This window comes from Piscirickettsia litoralis (genome assembly GCF_001720395.1).
In the GTDB taxonomy this organism is placed as follows: domain Bacteria; phylum Pseudomonadota; class Gammaproteobacteria; order Piscirickettsiales; family Piscirickettsiaceae; genus Piscirickettsia; species Piscirickettsia litoralis.
In genome coordinates, this window is sequence record NZ_MDTU01000001.1 from 1601514 (window position 1) to 1619153 (window position 17640).

A 17640-nucleotide genomic window follows, 5' to 3' on the forward strand; every position below is an offset into this window, starting at 1 on the left:
CAGTAACTGGGGTGATCAAGACCTGTTTGTGGGTAATATTCATCATGACTATACACAAACCCTAGTTTATTTAATAGTGCTTTTGAACTCTTATTCAAGGGATTATGCCCAGCAAATAAATAGCTCATTTGGTATTTTTCCCCGGCATAGGCAATTACTGCCATCGCCGCTTCTCTGGCTAAGCCTTGTCGCCAAAACTGATAACAAATATGAAAGCCAAGTTCACAAGTCTTTTGCATTTTATCATAAGGACGCAAGCCACAAACACCAACAAACTCCCCTTGCTCCAACGAGAATAGCGGCCAATATTGCATATTGACTGCTTGCTGAGCCATTATCTCTGTTTGCAGCTTTTCTTTTACCATACTTTCTGTCAATGGGCTACGAGCATCAATAAACTCAGTCACTCGGTGATCTCCCCAAAGCGCTAAAGCCTCAGAAAAAAGGTTATGACTCCACAACCCAAAACCTAAGCGTTTAGAATACAAGAAATAGTTCCTATTGATCACTTCTAACACCTCTTTATCTTCATATTCTAGAATATAGGTCCACCACGCGAGCAACTTTTAATAGCAGGAATTAGCCCTTATCCACACTGCCTATTTGCGTACATTGGTTTTTCGCTGCCTGTACCTTCTCTATTTCTGGAATCAAAAAAAAGCGAAGGATTTACACGAACTAAACTCTGTGTACAAGGTGAATTCTCATCATCAGTTTCACTTTGCAATTCATACAAATTTCCTACCGCAACCCCTCTTAACTCTTTTATCTTGCCTATCGCCTTTTCAGAAGGGCCAAAAGACACATCTCTAACATCGTTAATGTAAACTCTGCCCTCTTTATTAATTAAAAATTGCAAATCTTCGATGATAAGATGCTTTTTCTTTTAAAATTTCAATCATCTCATTACAGGACGATATAACATTTTTATTAAATGAAGTAGAATCCGGAAAAGACTTTCTACTTAAAATCACATCTTCCGAGTCAATTGCATTGACAACAAGATCTCGCTCAACCCCATACTGATCACCAAATCTTACAATATCTCTAACTTCAACAACAGGCAATCCAATTTCTGCTAATTGAGTGATATCATCTTTCTCTTTTTCTGCAACATCGTGCGGAGATAATCTACCAATATCCTCAGAGCGAATAAGCCCTATACAGCGGTCTTCGTATTCAACTGAATAATATACATCTTTTTGGCTTCCTGCTCCTAGCTTTTCCCCAACCTCGGTTATCTCTTTCATAAATAATTTCACTTCATCCAAAAAGAAGAAAAATTAGCACAAAAACATTTTGAGAAAAACGGTAAAAAATCACATTGAGTTTTTCTTTGCCCTATCCACACCCAGCCTATTACACCCCAAAAGCATTCTTGCTCTACAGTCAAAATTACTGTGAGAATATTAAACTATCGAAGCGAATATGGCAGCTCTAACGCTGGACATTCATTTATTTATTTGTTTTATTTATCATCTTTCTTATTTAAAACAGATAAAAACACTTATTTTATGCTAGTCTGAAAACTGCCAATAAGAAAATAGCGATTTCCATTCATTTTACCGAGGCAGTTATGAGCATTGATATTATTCCGCAAGTCAGTACACTCAAAGAATCCGCCACACTCGCCATCAACCAACAGGCAAAAACACTACGTCAACAAGGCCAACCCGTTTGTCATTTTGGTTTTGGTCAATCCCCTTTCCCAGTGCCCGATATATTGCAAACAGCATTACAAGAACATGCCGATAAAAAAGCTTATTTGCCCACACAAGGGCTACCCGAACTCTGTTCTGCAATCAGCCAATTTTGCCAGACTCACTTTGATTACAATATTAATCCAGAGCAGGTTTTTGTCGGTCCAGGAAGTAAGGAGCTACTATTTCAATTGTTGTTTTTACTTGAAGGGGATGCTTTTATTCCCGCCCCTAGTTGGGTCAGTTATGGGCCTCAAGCAAAACTACTCAATAAGCCTGTTCATTATATACAAACTCAATTTAAGCAACGCTATTGCTTGCAGGCCGATGAATTTGAACATGCACTGAAAAATTCTAACAGCCCCCAGAATATCCTGATTCTAAACAGTCCTAATAATCCAACAGGACAAATTTACTCAGAAAGCAATTTAAAAGAATTAGCGAAAGTTTGCAAAAAATATAATGTCATTGTTATCTCTGATGAGATTTATAGCCTAACTGAATACGCAGGAAACTCACACCAAAGTATTACTTATTACTATCCAGAAAAAACGATTATTACCAATGGGCTATCCAAAGCCTTTGCCGCAGGTGGTTATCGATTAGGCTTTACGATTATTCCAACAACCATGCCCAAATTACATTCCGCGCTAAAAATTATGATTAGCGAGACTTATAGCGCTGTTAGCAGCCCCATTCAATATGCTGCAACAATTTTGTACAATAATAGTCAACAACTCACAGGCCATTTAAAAAAGTGCAATAGTATTCTAAGGTTTATCAGCGACTATGTCAGCACACGCCTTAAAACGATTGATATCAATTGCTGGCCCGGCCAAGGCGCTTTTTATCTTGCAGCTAATTTTAATTCTTATAAAGAAAAATTAGCAAAGGTTAATATTCATACTTCAATGGACCTTTGTGATCATTTACTCAAGCACAGTCACGTCGCCTGTTTGCCTGGCTGTGAATTTTATTTACCAAAAACTGAGCTAGTATTGCGTTTAGCCATTGTTGACTTTGATGGTGAAAAACTATTAAAGCAGCTAGAGCATCAAGAAATTTCGGCAGGTTTATTCCCAGAAATAGTCGCCGGCTGTGATCGATTAGAACATTTTTTTAACTCTCTATAGTTTTCTTTTTGCTCCATCATAATTCGCTGCCCAGAGCATTCTTGCTCTGGGATTAACATAAAAAATATAGACCAATAAAAAATAATAAATAAAATAGATCGCCTTACGTTGAAACTCAATCATGAACATTGTACCGTTTAATTTCGGAGTTATCATTATTTAACCTATAGTATTAAGGATATGCTATGTCTTAATAAAAAATTATAAATCCGCTACTTTTTATTTTCCTTATAATTTTTACACTGTAACGATCCATTTTCAAAATGAATTGTTATTGGCGTAGTGGTTATTAAATTATTGTGCTTCTTAATCAGTTTTATTAAGCCTAAGCCCATGGAAATCATTGATATGAAAAAGCTTAAGATAGCAATCACCATTGCAGCCTGCTTTACAGCTGCAACTTATTCACATGCTACCCTAAAAAAATCACCATTAATGCAAATTAAAATTACCAATGACACAAACACTACCATTTACCCACTCATCACAGCAGGATCTCCTCCTAAAAACTGCACAGTACCCACTTCGATTGAGGCATCAGGCATTGCCGTAGGTCAATCAATCATTTTTGATTTATCATCAGATTGCTGGAATGCAGGGCGCGTCTATATTGGTCAACAACCAATCACTCAGATGCAGCTTAATGCGCCCCTTGCACCTGGTACACAATACCCTTACCAATTAGCTGAATACACATTTACTAACAATGATCAAGGCACTCAACCTGTGGTTGATTATGATTTCTCAGCCGTTGATGCTCTGAACGACATTCCAATTGCAATTGAACCCATCGGGAAAACAACACCGAAGATAGCCGATGTTGGTTGGATCGGGATGAGCACCGAGCAATCTCAAGCAATGATTAAAACTGCCTTAAAAGAGTTTTCCACTCAATCGGGCTGGCCTCTTTTTAAAGTAAGTGATAGTAAAATGCCAGGTGCCTACAATTTATTTGCCAGCAAAGATCAAATCAACCAAGCTCAAGGCGATAAAATGCGAGGGCTACTCACTAAAAAATGGTTCGACACGTGGTATGATAAAAACTCTCAACCTTGCAGCGATGACCCAAATAAAGCTAATTGCCAAGAATTTCAACAGAAAGTTCAGGCGGTTATTAACGGCTTTATCAGTAATTACCTGTTAAAACAAAAAAAAGCAATTACTCAGGAGAATATTGCCACGATCGCAGCTAACCCACAAGACCGTTATGCTATTTTACAAAATATCTACGGCTATGTGCCATTTATCGCAATACAAGACCCAAGTAAACCTCAAGATCCTCATGCTAAAGTTTGGCCTTATATCAGTGATCATAATAAGGGAATAAACCTTGGGCCTGATGTCATCGACTTGCTCCGCAGCGGGTTGGATCAAAGTGGTAATACCTATCCATACAATAATAAATATGTACTCAACCCCTATACTCTGTTTATTCATGGTAAGAAGTCACCTAATCTTGGTCTTCATATATATGCCTTTTCCATTGACGATTCGATTGGCAACTTGAACATAGCCAACTATAACGGCATACAGATTGATGTTGGCAGCACAAAAAGCCTACCTAACCAACAGCCTTATAAACCAAACATTCCTACTCCTCCCAGCGAATACCATGTTAATATTGGCTCCGGTTGGACAAGTATTACAGGCAATGTCTGTAATAACCCGGCGAATAATCAGCTGTCGGTTGCAGTAAACTTTGACCAAAGTAACAGTTGCGATGTGGACTTAACATTAACAAAAGCACCTGATAGCGACGAAGTTAAATTTACCTTAAAAAAAGACGCTCAAGGGAATCTAATATTTAATCGGGCAGATTGCATTGGGAATCTTTGCCAACACATTAACGCAGGCCCTAAAATAATTAGCTTACCTGCGCCGCCTGCTTAAAATAAAACAATAAACTTAGCTCAGGCTGTATAATTCTTTTTATGCAGCCATTATTTAATTAATTTTAAGAAGAAGACTCGACACCAGCAAGACGAGTCTGCAACTGTGCTTCTAATTGGGTAATTTGCGCTTGTAATTTTTTATCGCGCCCAGCATAAACCGTCGCTTTTTTTAACATTTGCACGGCTTCCTCCGGCCGGTTTTGTTTCTCACGAACGAGGGCAAATTCATACCAAACCCCAGCATCTTGAGGAGCAAAGCGTAAGGCACGTTCTAAAGACGAGTTTGCGTCATTTAACTTGCCAGCAGCAAGCTGCTTTTGCGCCTGTTGCTTTAATATCGCCGCTGGCCCCTCAGCCAAAACAGCCGGAGACACACCATCAACCGCACCGACAGACTCGGGCATGGAATAGGTTGTTGCTTTAATACCGCTACCGCAACCTGCGAGCAGCATGCTGGGTATAATCATGAACAGACTGGACTGCAAAAACTTCATTGCGAACTAAATAACCCTTTGAGCCAATGCCAAAAGCCTTTCTTTTCAGGAGCACCGGGTGTTGTTATAGATGTTTCACTTTCATTATCTACGATTCCACATCGAGAAACAAACTTAGGAACGTAATTTTTCATAAAAGGAACATAGATCGCATCTTTACAGTCTTGCTCACTCAATTGCCCCGTTTGTTTATTCGCCCAAGCAAAACTAATATTTTCAGGGACAACGGGTTTTAAAGGTGTTGCATGCAAGGCTTTCATCAACCACGCCCAAATATGCCCCGCCCCCTGCTGGCCATATAAACGTGAAGAAGCATAATCATCTCGCCCCACCCAGACAACGGTTAATAAATTACCAGTAAACCCTGCGAACCAGCCATCACGTAAATTTTGGCTGCTGCCGGTTTTCCCGGCAAAGTTCAAATCTCTTGGCAAAATTTGGTACAGTAAACGCCCGGTTCCAGTATCACCGACCTGCTGCATCGCGCGTGTCAGTAGATAAATACCGGCGGGGTTAAACTGCTCTTTGACATTAATCGCATAACTGCCCAGCACTTTGCCATCCATATCCGTCACCGCAGTAATCGCCCGCAGCGGCATGCTAAAGCCGCCACTGGCAATAGTTTCATACATAGTCGCTACCTGAAAAGGAGATAGCGAGTAAGCACCAAGCAAGTTAGCCGGATAAGCCTGAATCGGTGTTTTAACGCCCATGTGACGAATGGTATTGAGCACATTAGCAAGTCCTACTTGCATGCCTAGCCTGACACTCGCCTCATTATAAGAATGAGCTAAGGCCGTCATCAAAGGTACTTTACCATGACTGACGAGTGAAGAGTTCTTCGGTGACCAAACTTTACCGCCTGGGCCTTGAATGTAAATCGGCGTATCTTCGATAGGCGTGACTAAATTATACTGAGCGGGGTCTTCAAGCGCTGTTAGATAAATTGCCGGCTTAGTAATTGAGCCGATCGGGCGCTCAGCATCTAGAGCACGATTATAGCCATCGTAATGTGCGTTTCTACCACCAACAATCGCCAAAACTCGCGCACTCGCAGGATCAACAATAACCGATGCCGCTTCTAACTTATCTTTCTGTAGGCTGTATTGGCTTTCAAGATCACCCAGGTGCTTTTCTATCACTTTATTCGCGATGTTCTGTGTCCAGGGGTTTAAGGTTGTAAACACACGCAAACCATCTTGAACTAACTCCTTACGGCTATAGTCTTGCTGCAGTTGGCGTTCGACCAAATCCATAAAAGCCGGATAGGCCGCGCTACCCCACTGTGGTCGCGCCGTTACTCCCAAAGGAGCACTTTGGCCGGTTTGCATCTCGGTTTTAGTGATCATGCCTTGCTGATACATCAATGATAATACTAAGTTTCGACGCTTAATTGCACGCTTAGGATGACGACGCGGATTAAAGTAGGAAGGTGCTGGAATGATTCCGACAAGCGTTGCTGCTTCCGGCAACGTTAAGCTTGAAACAGGGCGACCAAAGTAAAACAAGCTCGCCAAGCCAAAACCATGAATGCCATGATTACCATTTTGACCTAGGTAAACCTCATTCATGTAGGCTTGTAAAATATCGTCTTTACTGTAATGAAAGGTCAACAGCAACGCCATAGTTAAGCCTTGCAACTTACGTGATAGTGTTTTTTTGCTGAGTTAAAAATAAATTCTTGACCAATTGCTGGGTGATGGTACTACCACCTTGAACATAGCCTCCAGCCAATACATCAGTCACCAATGCGCGAGCAATGCCCCGAAAAGAAATACCCCAGTTATGATAAAAACTACGATCTTCCGAGGCCAGTAAGGCATGCTTTAGCAGGTTTGGCATCTGCTTAATTGGCACAAAAACTCGTGCCCCTTTTTTCGCCGGATAAATCCCACCGATCAATTGTGGGTCCAATCGAAAAAGCGCTAACGGCTTTTCAGTTTTCAAGCTATTTAATTGGCTAATATGGCTATTTTTTAGAGTTAACTGCACTTTGGTCGCACCACGCAAGCCATCCCAAAAATCAAAGGCGCGCACATAAATTGTAAACTGATCACCCCGCACAGCGTAGCTGCCCGGAACCTCAGCTTGATCCGTTTGCTGATAGCCTAAACGTGAAAGTGTATACAACAAATGATCTTTTTTTAGTGTTTCACCCTTAAAAAGCTCTAAAGGTGCGGCATAGACTTGAGCTGGAATTTGAGTGGTTTTAATATCAAATTGATGAGTGACGATATAATCACAATAAAAAACAAATGCGATAATAAATACAATAAAAACAATTGATAATCTTAGAAATAACAATAACCAAAAACGAGGCTTTAAAAAAACATGTTAATGGCCACCCCCTCATTTACCCACAATTCACAGATTGTTTTTGTCCATTGTAACCTAAGATTCTACTCTTCCCCGTTTGCAGATCACTAACAATTTAGTAAAATGCGCGAAATACGCTATTGTGTCAACGATCAAACAGTTTAGAGCAATTTAAAACATAATGAGTAAATTAACTCGCGGTATTCGACGTTTACTACGTCCATTTAAAAAAGAAGCAGGCCAGCTGCCCCGACAAATTAAGGCCTCGAGCCTAGGCTTTAATGCTCAAGGCATCTCTACACATGCCATAAAAGTCGTGCGTCGCTTGCAAGAGCATGGTTTTGAAGCTTATCTCGTCGGTGGCTGCATTCGCGACCTCTTAATCGGTCAAACCCCGAAAGATTTCGATGTTGTCACCAGCGCCCACCCTGAGCAAATCAATAAGATTTTCCGCAATTGCCGCTTGATTGGCCGGCGTTTTCGTCTTGCTCATATCTACTTTAGCGGTGAAATTATTGAAGTAGCGACCTTTAGAGCCGATATCACCACATCGGAAAATAATAATAACCAACCTCACCGCAAGACGGAAAATGGCCAGATTATTCGCGATAACGTCTATGGAACCCTCGTTGAAGATGTCTGGCGCCGCGATTTTACGATCAATGCCCTCTATTATGACCCACAGCGCGATGTCATTTTGGATTATGTCGATGGTTTAAGCGATATTCAAACTAAAAAAATCCGTATAATCGGCGAGCCAACACAGCGCTATCGTGAAGACCCTGTGCGCATGCTCCGTGCGATTCGCTTCGCTTGCAAGCTTGACTTTACCATTAATAAACATACAGCAACACCAATCACAGCGCTGACAACGCTCATGCAATCCGTTCCTGCTGCGCGCCTTTTCGAGGAAACCAATAAGCTTTTCTTATCTGGCAATGCTGAACACACCTTACGACAATTGCGAGCTTGTGGTCTATTTGCAGAACTTTATCCTCAGATTGATCACGTCCTAGTCAACGGTCATGAACCCCATGCGGAACGCTTATTGAACTCTGCGATGCAAGATACAGATAAGCGTGTTGCCCAAAATAAGCCGGTGACACCCGCTTACTTACTCGCTGTATTTTTGTGGTATCCCTTAAAAATACGTGAGTACGAGCTGATTAAAAATAATATTCCAGCTTATAAAGCCTTTCACCAAGCTTGCCATGAAGTGATTTCAGCACAACTTCGACACATCGCCATCCCTAAGCGCTTTCTAGCAACGACTAAAGAAATTTGGTTAATGCAACCTCGCTTTGAGCAGCGCCGCGGTAAACGTCCATTGCGACTGCTAGAGCAAACTAAATTCCGTGCTGGCTATGATTTTCTATGCTTGCGCGCACGCTCCGGTGAGCCGGTTGAGGAACTCGCTGAATGGTGGACACACTTCCAGCAAGCCGATGAAAACCAGCAACAAAAATTAATTTCAACCAAAGGTGAAGGCACCGGCCGTCACTTACAACGCAAGCGCCGTCGACGTAAAAAACCAGCCGATAAAAAGGTCGCTAACAAGCCTGTAGACAACAAGGGGGAGTAATCATGATTACGCAATGTTTTATCGCCCTAGGCAGCAACTTAAACTCACCGGTTCAACAAGTTCAGTCTGCCGTCAAAGAACTTGCAGAGGACAGAGGCATCGTTGTTGAAAAATGTTCAAGCTGGTATTTGTCCAAGCCCTATGGCCCTCAAGATCAGCCTGATTTTATCAATGGGGTTGTCGCCATACAAACTGAGCTTGCACCGCTGGCCTTATTGGATACTTTACAAACCATAGAACATGCACATGGACGTACTCGTGATCAGCACTGGGGGCCGCGCACATTAGACTTAGACTTATTGCTTTATGGTCAGCATACAGAGCAATGTGAGCGACTTTCACTGCCTCACCCCGAAATGCTAAAGCGCAACTTTGTATTATTGCCTTTGTATGAGCTTGCCCCCGAGTTGATTTTACCCGGAGGCACTGCACTGAAAAAATTTATTGATCAATCACTCAATAAAGATATCGAAAAACTGCAACAATACTAAAATTAACAATATTAATCAACAAGTTAAGAAATTAAGCAGCCATTGAAAATTTCAGCTTATTGGCTAACTATGTTGCAGTTTTTTCTTTTTAATCAGTGCGATATTTAGCGCTAGCGCCCTCTTTATTTTTCTGTTACTCTTGCTTCAAACTTAAGGATTCCATACATAGAGACATTTTTTGGAGGGATGAAGATGCGTGATGTCGTTATCGTCGCCGCAGGGCGAACTGCAATTGGTGCTTTTGGCCAAAGTTTAGAAACTATCTCTGCACCAACCCTAGGTGCTACTGTCATTAAAGGCTTACTTGAAAAAACCAAGTTAAGCGCCGATCAAGTTGACGAAGTCATTTTCGGACAAGTTCTCACCGCAGGCAGCGGACAAAACCCAGCACGTCAAACCGCCCTACAAGCAGGTTTAAACGAAACAACACCAGCACTTACAATCAATAAAGTCTGTGGTTCTGGTTTAAAGTCGGTGCAACTTGCAATTCAAGCCATTCGCTGTAACGATGCTGATGTCATTATTGCCGGTGGTCAGGAGAACATGAGCGCCTCGCCTCACGTCCTGCCTAAATCACGCAACGGTTTTCGTATGGGCAGCGCCGAATTGGTCGATAGCATGATTCAAGACGGCTTGTGGTGCGCTATGAATGATTTTCATATGGGCGTTACTGCCGAAAACTTGGCCGAAAAATATGATTTAACACGTGAAGAACAGGATCAATTCGCCGCTCTCTCCCAACAAAAAGCTGAAAAAGCCATCACAGCAGGCCGCTTTAAAGATGAAATCATTTCGGTAGAAATCCCACAACGTAAAAAAGACCCAATTATCTTTGCTGAAGATGAATTCCCGCGTTTTGGTTGTACCGCAGAAGGCTTAGGGAAGTTACGCGCCGCCTTCAAAAAAGAAGGAACGGTTACCGCAGGTAATGCCTCTGGCATCAATGATGGTGCAGCAGCAGTGATCTTGATGAGCAAAGAAAAGGCTCTTGAGCTTGATCTACCTATCCTTGCGACTGTTAAATCTTATGCCAGCGCAGGCGTCGACCCTAAAATTATGGGTATCGGCCCAGTCCCTGCCACCCAAGCTTGCCTAGAAAAAGCCGGCTGGAACATCGACGATTTAGACCTCATCGAAGCGAATGAAGCTTTTGCCGCTCAAGCGCTTGCCGTCAGTAAAGAACTTGAACTCAACCCTGAGAAAGTCAATGTCAACGGTGGCGCGATTGCCTTAGGCCATCCGATTGGTGCTTCAGGTGCACGTATTTTGGTCAGCCTCATTCACGAAATGGTTAAACGTGATGCTAAACGCGGTCTTGCAACACTGTGCATCGGCGGCGGCCAAGGAACTGCCCTTGCGATTGAGCGCTCATAATAACAGCGTCTTAAATTTTTGAAATACACATTTTTTTAGATACACAATTCAAGGATTAAATTTATGTCAGATAAAAAAATTGCAGTTGTCACCGGTGGTATGGGTGGTATTGGTGCATATATCGCACGCAAACTTGCTGATGAGGGCAATAAAGTTGTTGTCACCTACAACAGCGGTGGCCCTAACAGCGAGCGCGCGCAAACATGGTTAGCAAAACAAGAAGCCGAAGGTTATGACTTTGATGCCTTGTTTTGCAATGTCAGTGACTTTAACTCATGCAAAGAAATCACCGATGAAATTACCAGCCGTTATGGCCGCATTGATGTTCTCGTTAATAATGCAGGTATCACCCGTGATGCGCAATTGAAGAAAATGGAGCAAGATGACTGGAAAGCGGTCATGGATACAAACCTAGACAGCGTTTTTAATATGACGCGTAATGTCATCAATGGCATGATTGATCGCAACTATGGCCGCGTCATCAACATTTCTTCGATCAACGGACAAAAAGGCCAATTTGGCCAAGCAAACTACTCTGCCGCCAAAGCAGGCATGCATGGTTTTACTAAGGCGGTCGCCCAAGAAGTTGCTCGTAAAGGTATCACCGTCAATACGATTTCTCCAGGTTACATCGGCACTGATATGGTCATGGCGATTCGTGAAGATATCCGTGAAAAAAGTTATTGCTGGCATTCCCGTTGGTCGTTTAGGTAAACCTGAAGAAATCGCTAAAGCTGTTGCTTACTTCGCTAGTGGAGATGCTGGCTTCATCACCGGCAGCAACTTAGCGATCAATGGCGGTCAACATATGTTTTAATGGTGGTGATGGCCTAAGCCATCACTTTTTAATATTTATTGTTATTTTTTTGTTAGTAGAGTAGGTGATCGATCATGAGTGAAAATATCCGCATTATTAAAAAGTATCCTAATCGTCGTTTATATGACACTTCGATCAGCAGTTACATTACTTTAAATGACGTGAGACAACTTGTGGTTGATTGCGTAAAATTCCAAGTGATTGATGCTCGCTCTAAAGATGATTTAACGCACACCACTTTGTTACAAATCATCAACGAGCAAGAGGATAAAGGCGCGCCGATGTTTTCTACACAAATTCTAGAAAATATCATTCGCTTTTATGGCAATTCCATGCAGGATTTTGCCCGCGGCTATCTCGATCGTAGTATGGCCCTTTTTGTTGAGCAGCAAAGCTCAATTAAAGATAAGGTTGAAAACCTTGTCAGCTCAGCATCGAACCCGATGAATATGAACCAACAACTCTTCTCCACATTCAGTGAAATGGCGCAATCTAACTTAAATATGTGGTCAGAAATGCAGAAAAATTTTCAGCAGGTCACAAAAACAGCGGTCAATCCCACAGAAAAAGAAGAAGAAAATTAAACAAGACACCCACTCAACCTATTGACAGCAAAATAAAAACACTCATACTAGTAAACCAGGATAATATTCTCGGTTCTCAGGATATACACGTATAGCATAAGGAGCTTTGTCCATGTACCAGGAGTTTTTTTCACAGTGGAATGAGAAAGCAAAAAACGGTTTCACTCCTCTTATCGAACTCAATCAATTTTTCACGCGCACAACCGAACGCGTTATGCGTCAAAACATCGAAATCACCAATGATTTTTTCAATAATAACGTTGAGCAGCTCTCTGCATTAAAAGATGTTAAATCTGCAGAAGACTTCATTACCTTGCAAAGCAAGGCAGTTAATAACGTTAATACAAAAATCCAAAACACCACTCAACAGGCACTTGACCTTTTCAGTACAACTGCAAAAGAATATCAAGTTTGGCTAGAAAAATATGGCTTTGAACCTCTTAATAAGGCACAGACTCTACAGCCAGTTGAAACGAAAACAACAAGCAAATCAAATAGCAAAAAAACGGCGGCATAGAAGCCAGACACAAAAGGCCCAAACCTGGGTCTTTTATCTTACCGCAATGTAAATTTACCCCTGACATATTGACAGTGCTCCTGTTATCAGATAGTCTGAGGTCAACAAATAGTGCATCGCAACAAAAGGACAATTACCATGCAACAAGATTTCTTTCAACAGTTCAATAAAGTTCAACAAAATTTTATTAAGCCCGCGGTAGACTTTCAACAGCTAACAAACCGTATTGTTGAACGCACCGTTCGTCAAAACCTTGAAATCGCCAATGATTGTGTACAATCTTGGCAAAATCATTTTTCTGAATTCCAAAATGCTAAAAAAGTTGAAGACCTTCTTAATGTTCAAGCAAAATTTGCGACAGAAACCAGCAATAAATTAGCGGGCTATGCACAACAAGCAATGGACATTTGTATCGAATCTTCTAAAGATTGTAACAACTGGTTCCAAGAAGGCTTATCTAGCGTAACGCCTGGACAAAAGAACTAAACTATTTTAGTTTCTTAAAAGCATTAAAACCCTCTTCTAGATAAACTTATACAAGAGGGTTTTTTATTTTCTTAATATATCAGCTCACTGTTTTTTCTAAGTCCCAGCAATCGTATTAATCACTTGCTTTTGAGTTCTACGGCTCACATATAAACCAATATGACCTGTTTCAAAACCAACCTCTTGATATAATAGCTCAGGGTTTACCTTCTCTTTAAGCGCACAGCTTGCACTCGGTGGCACCAACCAGTCATTTTCAGCGTAGAGATTTAATACTGGCACGGTTAATTCGGCCAAATTAATGGACTGACCTGCAATAGTTAAAAACCCTTCTATTAAGTTATTATGAATGTAAAAATCATCAATAAATTCATAAAGTGCTGCCACAGATAACCAGCCTGAGTCCCATAGCCATTTTTCTAATTGATAAAATTCTTGGCGCTGTTGACGTTCTAGCTGGATAAAGTTCGCATATTTTAGCATTAATAAATTTGCAGGTTTTTGATAGGATAAAACACTATTAATCGCACGAGAATTAATTAAATTACCAACTTTCATACAATTCAATTGGGGTTTAATGGCATAAAGTTGTTTAACTAACTTTGATAACTGATTATCTGTCGTCTGAAAATCAATCGGTGTTCCCATGAGAATCAGCCGTTTTATCTTCTCTGGCTTTAACACACTCAAACACAGACTAAACACGCCACCCTGGCAAACACCGAGTAGCTCTAACTGCTGCTTATGGCAGTGCGCCAGCACTTTCTCTACCGCCTGGCTTAATCCCTGATCAATAATATATTCACAATAGGACTGAACATTCCCGACACTTTGATCATTTTTCCACGACAGTAAATAAACATCAAAGCCAGCTGCAATCAATCCAGCAATAAATGAGTGGTCTTTAGATAAATCAAGAATGCTTGGGTTGTTTAATAGTGCATAAGTCACTAATAATGGCCGGCCCGTGATCTTGCTACAATAACGCTGTAATCGCCATAATGCATTTTCAGCGATCAACTCGATTGCTATACTATCACCATCGCCCGTTGTTGTTACATGATTTTCCTGGCTATCAAGATTATTAGCAGAGGAAATAAACTTATTTAAAGATCGCTCATAATGCTTCACCTCTTGCTCTAACTCTGACAATTCTAGCATGATAAAATCGCCTGGATTGGCTGGCTATTATTACTAATCAGCTGATTATTAACCAACGTTAATAACGTTTCACTAATTCGCTGTAAAGTCTCATCACAAAGGTTCAGCCACAGCTTGTAACAGCTATGCATCGTCATTGTTTGGCTAGACTGCAACTGTTGCCAAATCAGAGCGATAAATTGATCAAAAGATTGATCTAACAGCATTTTAAATTGGTGACTATAACATTCCCATTGACTTAGTAAGTCAGAAAACTGAGTTAATTTTAACTCTTTAAGAAAAGCTTGTAGATAATTTAATAATTCATCAGAACCAGAAGACAGGGTATAGGCCGGAAAAATATCTTGTAATAAAAACGATCGGACCGACAATAAAGAATTTTTTAATAATTGCTGATCTTTGTCGATATTAGGTAACTTAAAAATAAGCAATAAGAGGTTCGAAAATCGTAAAAAGCGTTCACCTTCACGACGCACTTGTGCATGAACAACAGAATGAACAGTATCGGAATTTAACAGGCAGTGCTCACCTTGCATCTATCACCTACATAAAAAAAGAGCGTGCAAAAGCACGCTCTATAGACATAACCGACTATTCCGGTGCAGAACTGTCTTGCTGTGCAGGAGCCGCTTCTGCTGCTGGCTCTACAGGCTTGACGATCACTTCACCTGTTTGCTGATCGATACCTTTCATCGTTAAACGAATACGGCCTTGGCGATCAATATCAAGAACTTTCACTTTAACCTCTTGACCTTCACTTAAGCGGTCACTGACTTGATTCACACGCTCTTCACAAATCTGTGAAATATGAACCAAACCTTGCTTACCTGAAGCGAGGGCAACGAAGCCACCGAAGTCACGAATATTCGTCACCGTACCCGGATAGACCTTACCGATCTCGATGACCATGGTAATATCTTCAATACGTGCTTTCGCTTCTGCAGCTTTTTGAGCATCGACAGCAGAGATTTTCACTAAACCATCATCATCGATATCAATGCTGGTGTTGGTCTCTTCTGTTAAGCTGCGAATTGTCGCACCCCCTGGGCCAATCAAATCACGAATCTTATCCGCTGGTATCTTGATTGTCGTAATGCGCGGCGCAAACTCAGACAAGGCACTTGGAGCCGCAACGACGCTATTCATTTTATCAAGAATGTGCATACGACCATCATAAGCTTGTGCCAATGCTGCACCCATGATTTCTTTGGTAATCCCTTCGATCTTGATATCCATTTGCAGTGCTGTCACACCACGTTCGGTTCCTGCCACTTTAAAGTCCATATCACCTAGATGATCTTCATCACCCAAGATATCAGACAAAACAGCAAAGCGCTCATCATCTTTGATCAAGCCCATAGCAATACCGGCAACCGGTGCTTTAATCGGCACACCTGCATCTAATAGTGCCAATGAAGTACCGCAGACGGTTGCCATAGAACTCGAACCGTTAGATTCGGTGATCTCAGAGACAACACGCATGACATAAGGGAATTCACCCAATGTAGGCAATACCGCAGCAATGGCACGACGTGCCAAGCGGCCATGGCCGATCTCACGACGTTTCGGCGCACCCACCATACCCGTTTCACCGACAGAATAAGGCGGGAAGTTATAGTGCAACATGAATGCATCTTTGCTCTCACCCACAGGCGAGTCAATCAACTGTGCATCACGCTCAGAACCTAAGGTTGCCACAACAATGGCTTGAGTTTCACCGCGTGTAAATAAGGCCGAACCATGCGTACGAGGCAAGATTTTGTTTTTAACAAAAATCGGACGCACCGTGCGTGTATCACGACCATCGATACGACGCTCACCGGCTAAAATATTACCACGGACAATATCACGCTCTAATTTACTAAAAGCTTTAGCAACTCGCGCTTGATCTAAACCATTTTCATCTTCAGAGACAAGGGCAGTAAGTACTGCTTCTTTCGCTTCACCAACAGCCGCATAACGTGTTTGCTTTTCTTGAATCTTATACGCTGCCTCTAAGGCTGCGCGCGCATGTTCACTGACTTTTGTATTCGCTTCAGTATCTTCTGCTGGAGGCAACCAATCCCATGCTGGCTTACCTGCTTCTTGAACAAACTCATCAATCGCATTAATCACCGCTTGCGCTTGCTCATGGCCAAATAAAACGGCGTTTAGCATCACCTCTTCTGGCAGCTCTTTAGCCTCAGACTCAACCATTAATACCGCACTTCGCGTACCGGCGACAACAAGCTCTAAGGCCGATTCAGCTAATTGCTCTGTCGTTGGGTTAAGAACATATTCACCATTGATATACCCCACACGCGCCGCACCCATTGGACCTAAAAATGGCACCCCTGAGATAGATAAAGCGGCAGAAGCACCAATCATTGCTGGAATTTCAGGGTCAACTTCAGGATCCCAAGATAAAACAGTTGCAACAACTTGAACTTCATTTTTAAATGCTTTTGGAAAAAGCGGACGCAATGGTCGATCGATCAGTCGACATGCTAATGTTTCTTTTTCTGTCGGCTTACCTTCACGCTTGAAGAAGCCACCGGGGATTTTTCCCGCGGCATATGTTTTTTCTTGATAATTTACGGTTAAAGGGAAAAAATCACGCCCTTCAACCGCTTCTTTTTGGGCCACCGCTGTCACTAATACAGAAGTGTCACCCATATGAACAACCACAGCTCCTGAAGCCTGGCGTGCAATCTCGCCAGTTTCAAGCGTAACAGTGTGTTTGCCATATTGAAAAACTTTTTTTATTGCGTTCACGTTTATGTTTCCTTAATTGTAAGAAAGCTCCAAAGCCACAAGCAGCTGCAGCTTTGGAGAAAAAACTTTATCGACGCAGACCTAAGCGAGCGATCAGTGAACGATAGCGTTCAGCGTCTTTACGCTTTAAGTAATCCAATAACTTACGACGTTGGCTAACTAGACGAACTAGACCGCGACGTGAATGAAAGTCATGGTGATGCGTTTTAAAGTGATCTGTCAGATACTTGATACGCGAAGACAATAATGCAACTTGCACTTCTGGAGAACCGGTGTCTCCTTCAACGCGTTGGAAGTCGCGAACAATTTGTTCTTTATCAGTGCTGCTTAACATAAGAG

20 protein-coding genes are annotated in these 17640 nt (G+C 41.8%); 10 read left to right on the forward strand and 10 right to left on the reverse strand.

All coding sequences use genetic code 11. The features are described from left to right. From BGC07_RS07945 to BGC07_RS07955, 3 genes are all read right to left on the reverse strand, one after another. Window positions 1-509: GNAT family N-acetyltransferase (locus BGC07_RS07945; RefSeq protein ID WP_201258129.1), on the reverse strand; the 509-nt coding region annotated here is incomplete at its 3' end. 77 nt (window positions 510-586) lie between these two features. Continuing rightward, window positions 587-859: a hypothetical protein gene (locus BGC07_RS07950; protein ID WP_069312668.1), complete on the reverse strand. Its 273-nt coding sequence runs from the start codon at window positions 857-859 to the stop codon at window positions 587-589. Further along, the gene (locus BGC07_RS07955; RefSeq protein ID WP_069312669.1) at window positions 843-1250 is read right to left on the reverse strand and encodes a hypothetical protein; all 408 of its coding nucleotides are present in this window, start codon (window positions 1248-1250) and stop codon (window positions 843-845) included. Before BGC07_RS07955 ends, BGC07_RS07950 begins: the two co-directional genes overlap by 17 nt. Before the next feature lie 326 nt (window positions 1251-1576). On the opposite strand from BGC07_RS07955, the gene BGC07_RS07960 reads away from it, so the two are divergent. Continuing rightward, window positions 1577-2833, forward strand: coding sequence for a pyridoxal phosphate-dependent aminotransferase (locus BGC07_RS07960; RefSeq protein ID WP_069312670.1), 1257 nt, complete (start codon window positions 1577-1579; stop codon window positions 2831-2833). A gap of 348 nt (window positions 2834-3181) precedes the next feature. Further along, window positions 3182-4723: a hypothetical protein gene (locus BGC07_RS07965; protein ID WP_139121653.1), complete on the forward strand. Its 1542-nt coding sequence runs from the start codon at window positions 3182-3184 to the stop codon at window positions 4721-4723. A 64-nt stretch (window positions 4724-4787) separates the two neighbouring features. Here the strand turns inward: BGC07_RS07965 and BGC07_RS07970 are convergent, their stop codons facing one another. Genes BGC07_RS07970 through BGC07_RS07980 form a run of 3 tightly spaced genes read right to left on the reverse strand, consistent with a single transcriptional unit; the run spans window position 4788 to window position 7523 of the window. After that, a complete protein-coding gene (locus BGC07_RS07970; protein WP_201258130.1) occupies window positions 4788-5219 on the reverse strand; it encodes a tetratricopeptide repeat protein in 432 nt (143 codons plus the stop codon). Continuing rightward, the gene (locus BGC07_RS07975; protein ID WP_069312672.1) at window positions 5216-6844 is read right to left on the reverse strand and encodes a transglycosylase domain-containing protein; all 1629 of its coding nucleotides are present in this window, start codon (window positions 6842-6844) and stop codon (window positions 5216-5218) included. The genes BGC07_RS07970 and BGC07_RS07975 overlap by 4 nt, the downstream gene beginning before the upstream one ends. Window positions 6845-6860: 16 nt before the next feature. Next, window positions 6861-7523: a transglycosylase domain-containing protein gene (locus BGC07_RS07980; protein WP_069312673.1), complete on the reverse strand. Its 663-nt coding sequence runs from the start codon at window positions 7521-7523 to the stop codon at window positions 6861-6863. A 193-nt stretch (window positions 7524-7716) separates the two neighbouring features. Here BGC07_RS07980 and pcnB point away from each other — a divergent pair, with 193 nt between their 5' ends. The 8 genes from pcnB to BGC07_RS08015 all read left to right on the forward strand — a co-directional run bounded on the left by pcnB (window position 7717) and on the right by BGC07_RS08015 (window position 13386). Next, on the forward strand, window positions 7717-9117 hold the full coding sequence (gene pcnB / locus BGC07_RS07985; protein WP_069312674.1) for a polynucleotide adenylyltransferase PcnB: 1401 nt from the start codon (window positions 7717-7719) through the stop codon (window positions 9115-9117). A 2-nt stretch (window positions 9118-9119) separates the two neighbouring features. After that, the gene (folK, locus tag BGC07_RS07990; RefSeq protein ID WP_069312675.1) at window positions 9120-9608 is read left to right on the forward strand and encodes a 2-amino-4-hydroxy-6-hydroxymethyldihydropteridine diphosphokinase; all 489 of its coding nucleotides are present in this window, start codon (window positions 9120-9122) and stop codon (window positions 9606-9608) included. 192 nt (window positions 9609-9800) lie between these two features. Continuing rightward, on the forward strand, window positions 9801-10982 hold the full coding sequence (locus BGC07_RS07995; protein ID WP_069312676.1) for an acetyl-CoA C-acetyltransferase: 1182 nt from the start codon (window positions 9801-9803) through the stop codon (window positions 10980-10982). Between the two features lie 63 nt (window positions 10983-11045). After that, the gene (locus BGC07_RS08000; protein WP_449421074.1) at window positions 11046-11696 is read left to right on the forward strand and encodes an SDR family NAD(P)-dependent oxidoreductase; all 651 of its coding nucleotides are present in this window, start codon (window positions 11046-11048) and stop codon (window positions 11694-11696) included. Then, window positions 11653-11799 (forward strand): SDR family oxidoreductase, encoded by a 147-nt coding sequence (locus BGC07_RS24145; RefSeq protein ID WP_449421075.1) that lies wholly within the window; start codon window positions 11653-11655, stop codon window positions 11797-11799. The genes BGC07_RS08000 and BGC07_RS24145 overlap by 44 nt, the downstream gene beginning before the upstream one ends. 74 nt (window positions 11800-11873) lie before the next feature. Beyond that, a complete protein-coding gene (gene phaR / locus BGC07_RS08005; RefSeq protein ID WP_069312677.1) occupies window positions 11874-12383 on the forward strand; it encodes a polyhydroxyalkanoate synthesis repressor PhaR in 510 nt (169 codons plus the stop codon). Window positions 12384-12495: 112 nt separating this feature from the next. Further along, the gene (locus BGC07_RS08010) at window positions 12496-12900 is read left to right on the forward strand and encodes a phasin family protein (protein ID WP_069312678.1); all 405 of its coding nucleotides are present in this window, start codon (window positions 12496-12498) and stop codon (window positions 12898-12900) included. 138 nt (window positions 12901-13038) lie between these two features. Beyond that, entirely contained in the window at window positions 13039-13386 is a 348-nt protein-coding gene (locus BGC07_RS08015; protein ID WP_069312679.1) for a phasin family protein, read from the forward strand. Window positions 13387-13482: 96 nt separating this feature from the next. Here the strand turns inward: BGC07_RS08015 and BGC07_RS08020 are convergent, their stop codons facing one another. The 4 genes from BGC07_RS08020 to rpsO all read right to left on the reverse strand — a co-directional run bounded on the left by BGC07_RS08020 (window position 13483) and on the right by rpsO (window position 17635). Further along, window positions 13483-14547, reverse strand: a complete 1065-nt coding sequence (locus BGC07_RS08020) for an alpha/beta fold hydrolase (protein ID WP_069312680.1) — start codon at window positions 14545-14547, stop codon at window positions 13483-13485. Further along, entirely contained in the window at window positions 14541-15083 is a 543-nt protein-coding gene (locus tag BGC07_RS08025; RefSeq protein ID WP_069312681.1) for a hypothetical protein, read from the reverse strand. Before BGC07_RS08025 ends, BGC07_RS08020 begins: the two co-directional genes overlap by 7 nt. A gap of 55 nt (window positions 15084-15138) precedes the next feature. After that, window positions 15139-17301 (reverse strand): polyribonucleotide nucleotidyltransferase, encoded by a 2163-nt coding sequence (gene pnp / locus BGC07_RS08030; protein ID WP_069312682.1) that lies wholly within the window; start codon window positions 17299-17301, stop codon window positions 15139-15141. A 67-nt stretch (window positions 17302-17368) separates the two neighbouring features. After that, the gene (gene rpsO / locus BGC07_RS08035; protein ID WP_069312683.1) at window positions 17369-17635 is read right to left on the reverse strand and encodes a 30S ribosomal protein S15; all 267 of its coding nucleotides are present in this window, start codon (window positions 17633-17635) and stop codon (window positions 17369-17371) included. Between the last annotated feature and the right edge of the window lie 5 nt (window positions 17636-17640).

Bases quoted from the DNA above. Each gene is read 5' to 3' on its own strand.
- rpsO (WP_069312683.1), bottom strand. From the start codon at position 17,635: ATGTTAAGCAGCACTGATAAAGAACAAATTGTTCGCGACTTCCAACGC.
- BGC07_RS07960 (WP_069312670.1), top strand. From the start codon at position 1,577: ATGAGCATTGATATTATTCCGCAAGTCAGTACACTCAAAGAATCCGCC.
- BGC07_RS08020 (WP_069312680.1), bottom strand. From the start codon at position 14,547: ATGCTAGAATTGTCAGAGTTAGAGCAAGAGGTGAAGCATTATGAGCGA.
- BGC07_RS08015 (WP_069312679.1), top strand. From the start codon at position 13,039: ATGCAACAAGATTTCTTTCAACAGTTCAATAAAGTTCAACAAAATTTT.
- BGC07_RS08000 (WP_449421074.1), top strand. From the start codon at position 11,046: ATGTCAGATAAAAAAATTGCAGTTGTCACCGGTGGTATGGGTGGTATT.
- BGC07_RS07955 (WP_069312669.1), bottom strand. From the start codon at position 1,250: ATGAAAGAGATAACCGAGGTTGGGGAAAAGCTAGGAGCAGGAAGCCAA.
- BGC07_RS07965 (WP_139121653.1), top strand. From the start codon at position 3,182: ATGAAAAAGCTTAAGATAGCAATCACCATTGCAGCCTGCTTTACAGCT.
- BGC07_RS07975 (WP_069312672.1), bottom strand. From the start codon at position 6,844: ATGGCGTTGCTGTTGACCTTTCATTACAGTAAAGACGATATTTTACAA.
- folK (WP_069312675.1), top strand. From the start codon at position 9,120: ATGATTACGCAATGTTTTATCGCCCTAGGCAGCAACTTAAACTCACCG.
- phaR (WP_069312677.1), top strand. From the start codon at position 11,874: ATGAGTGAAAATATCCGCATTATTAAAAAGTATCCTAATCGTCGTTTA.
- BGC07_RS07970 (WP_201258130.1), bottom strand. From the start codon at position 5,219: ATGAAGTTTTTGCAGTCCAGTCTGTTCATGATTATACCCAGCATGCTG.
- pcnB (WP_069312674.1), top strand. From the start codon at position 7,717: ATGAGTAAATTAACTCGCGGTATTCGACGTTTACTACGTCCATTTAAA.
- BGC07_RS08010 (WP_069312678.1), top strand. From the start codon at position 12,496: ATGTACCAGGAGTTTTTTTCACAGTGGAATGAGAAAGCAAAAAACGGT.
- BGC07_RS08025 (WP_069312681.1), bottom strand. From the start codon at position 15,083: ATGCAAGGTGAGCACTGCCTGTTAAATTCCGATACTGTTCATTCTGTT.
- BGC07_RS07995 (WP_069312676.1), top strand. From the start codon at position 9,801: ATGCGTGATGTCGTTATCGTCGCCGCAGGGCGAACTGCAATTGGTGCT.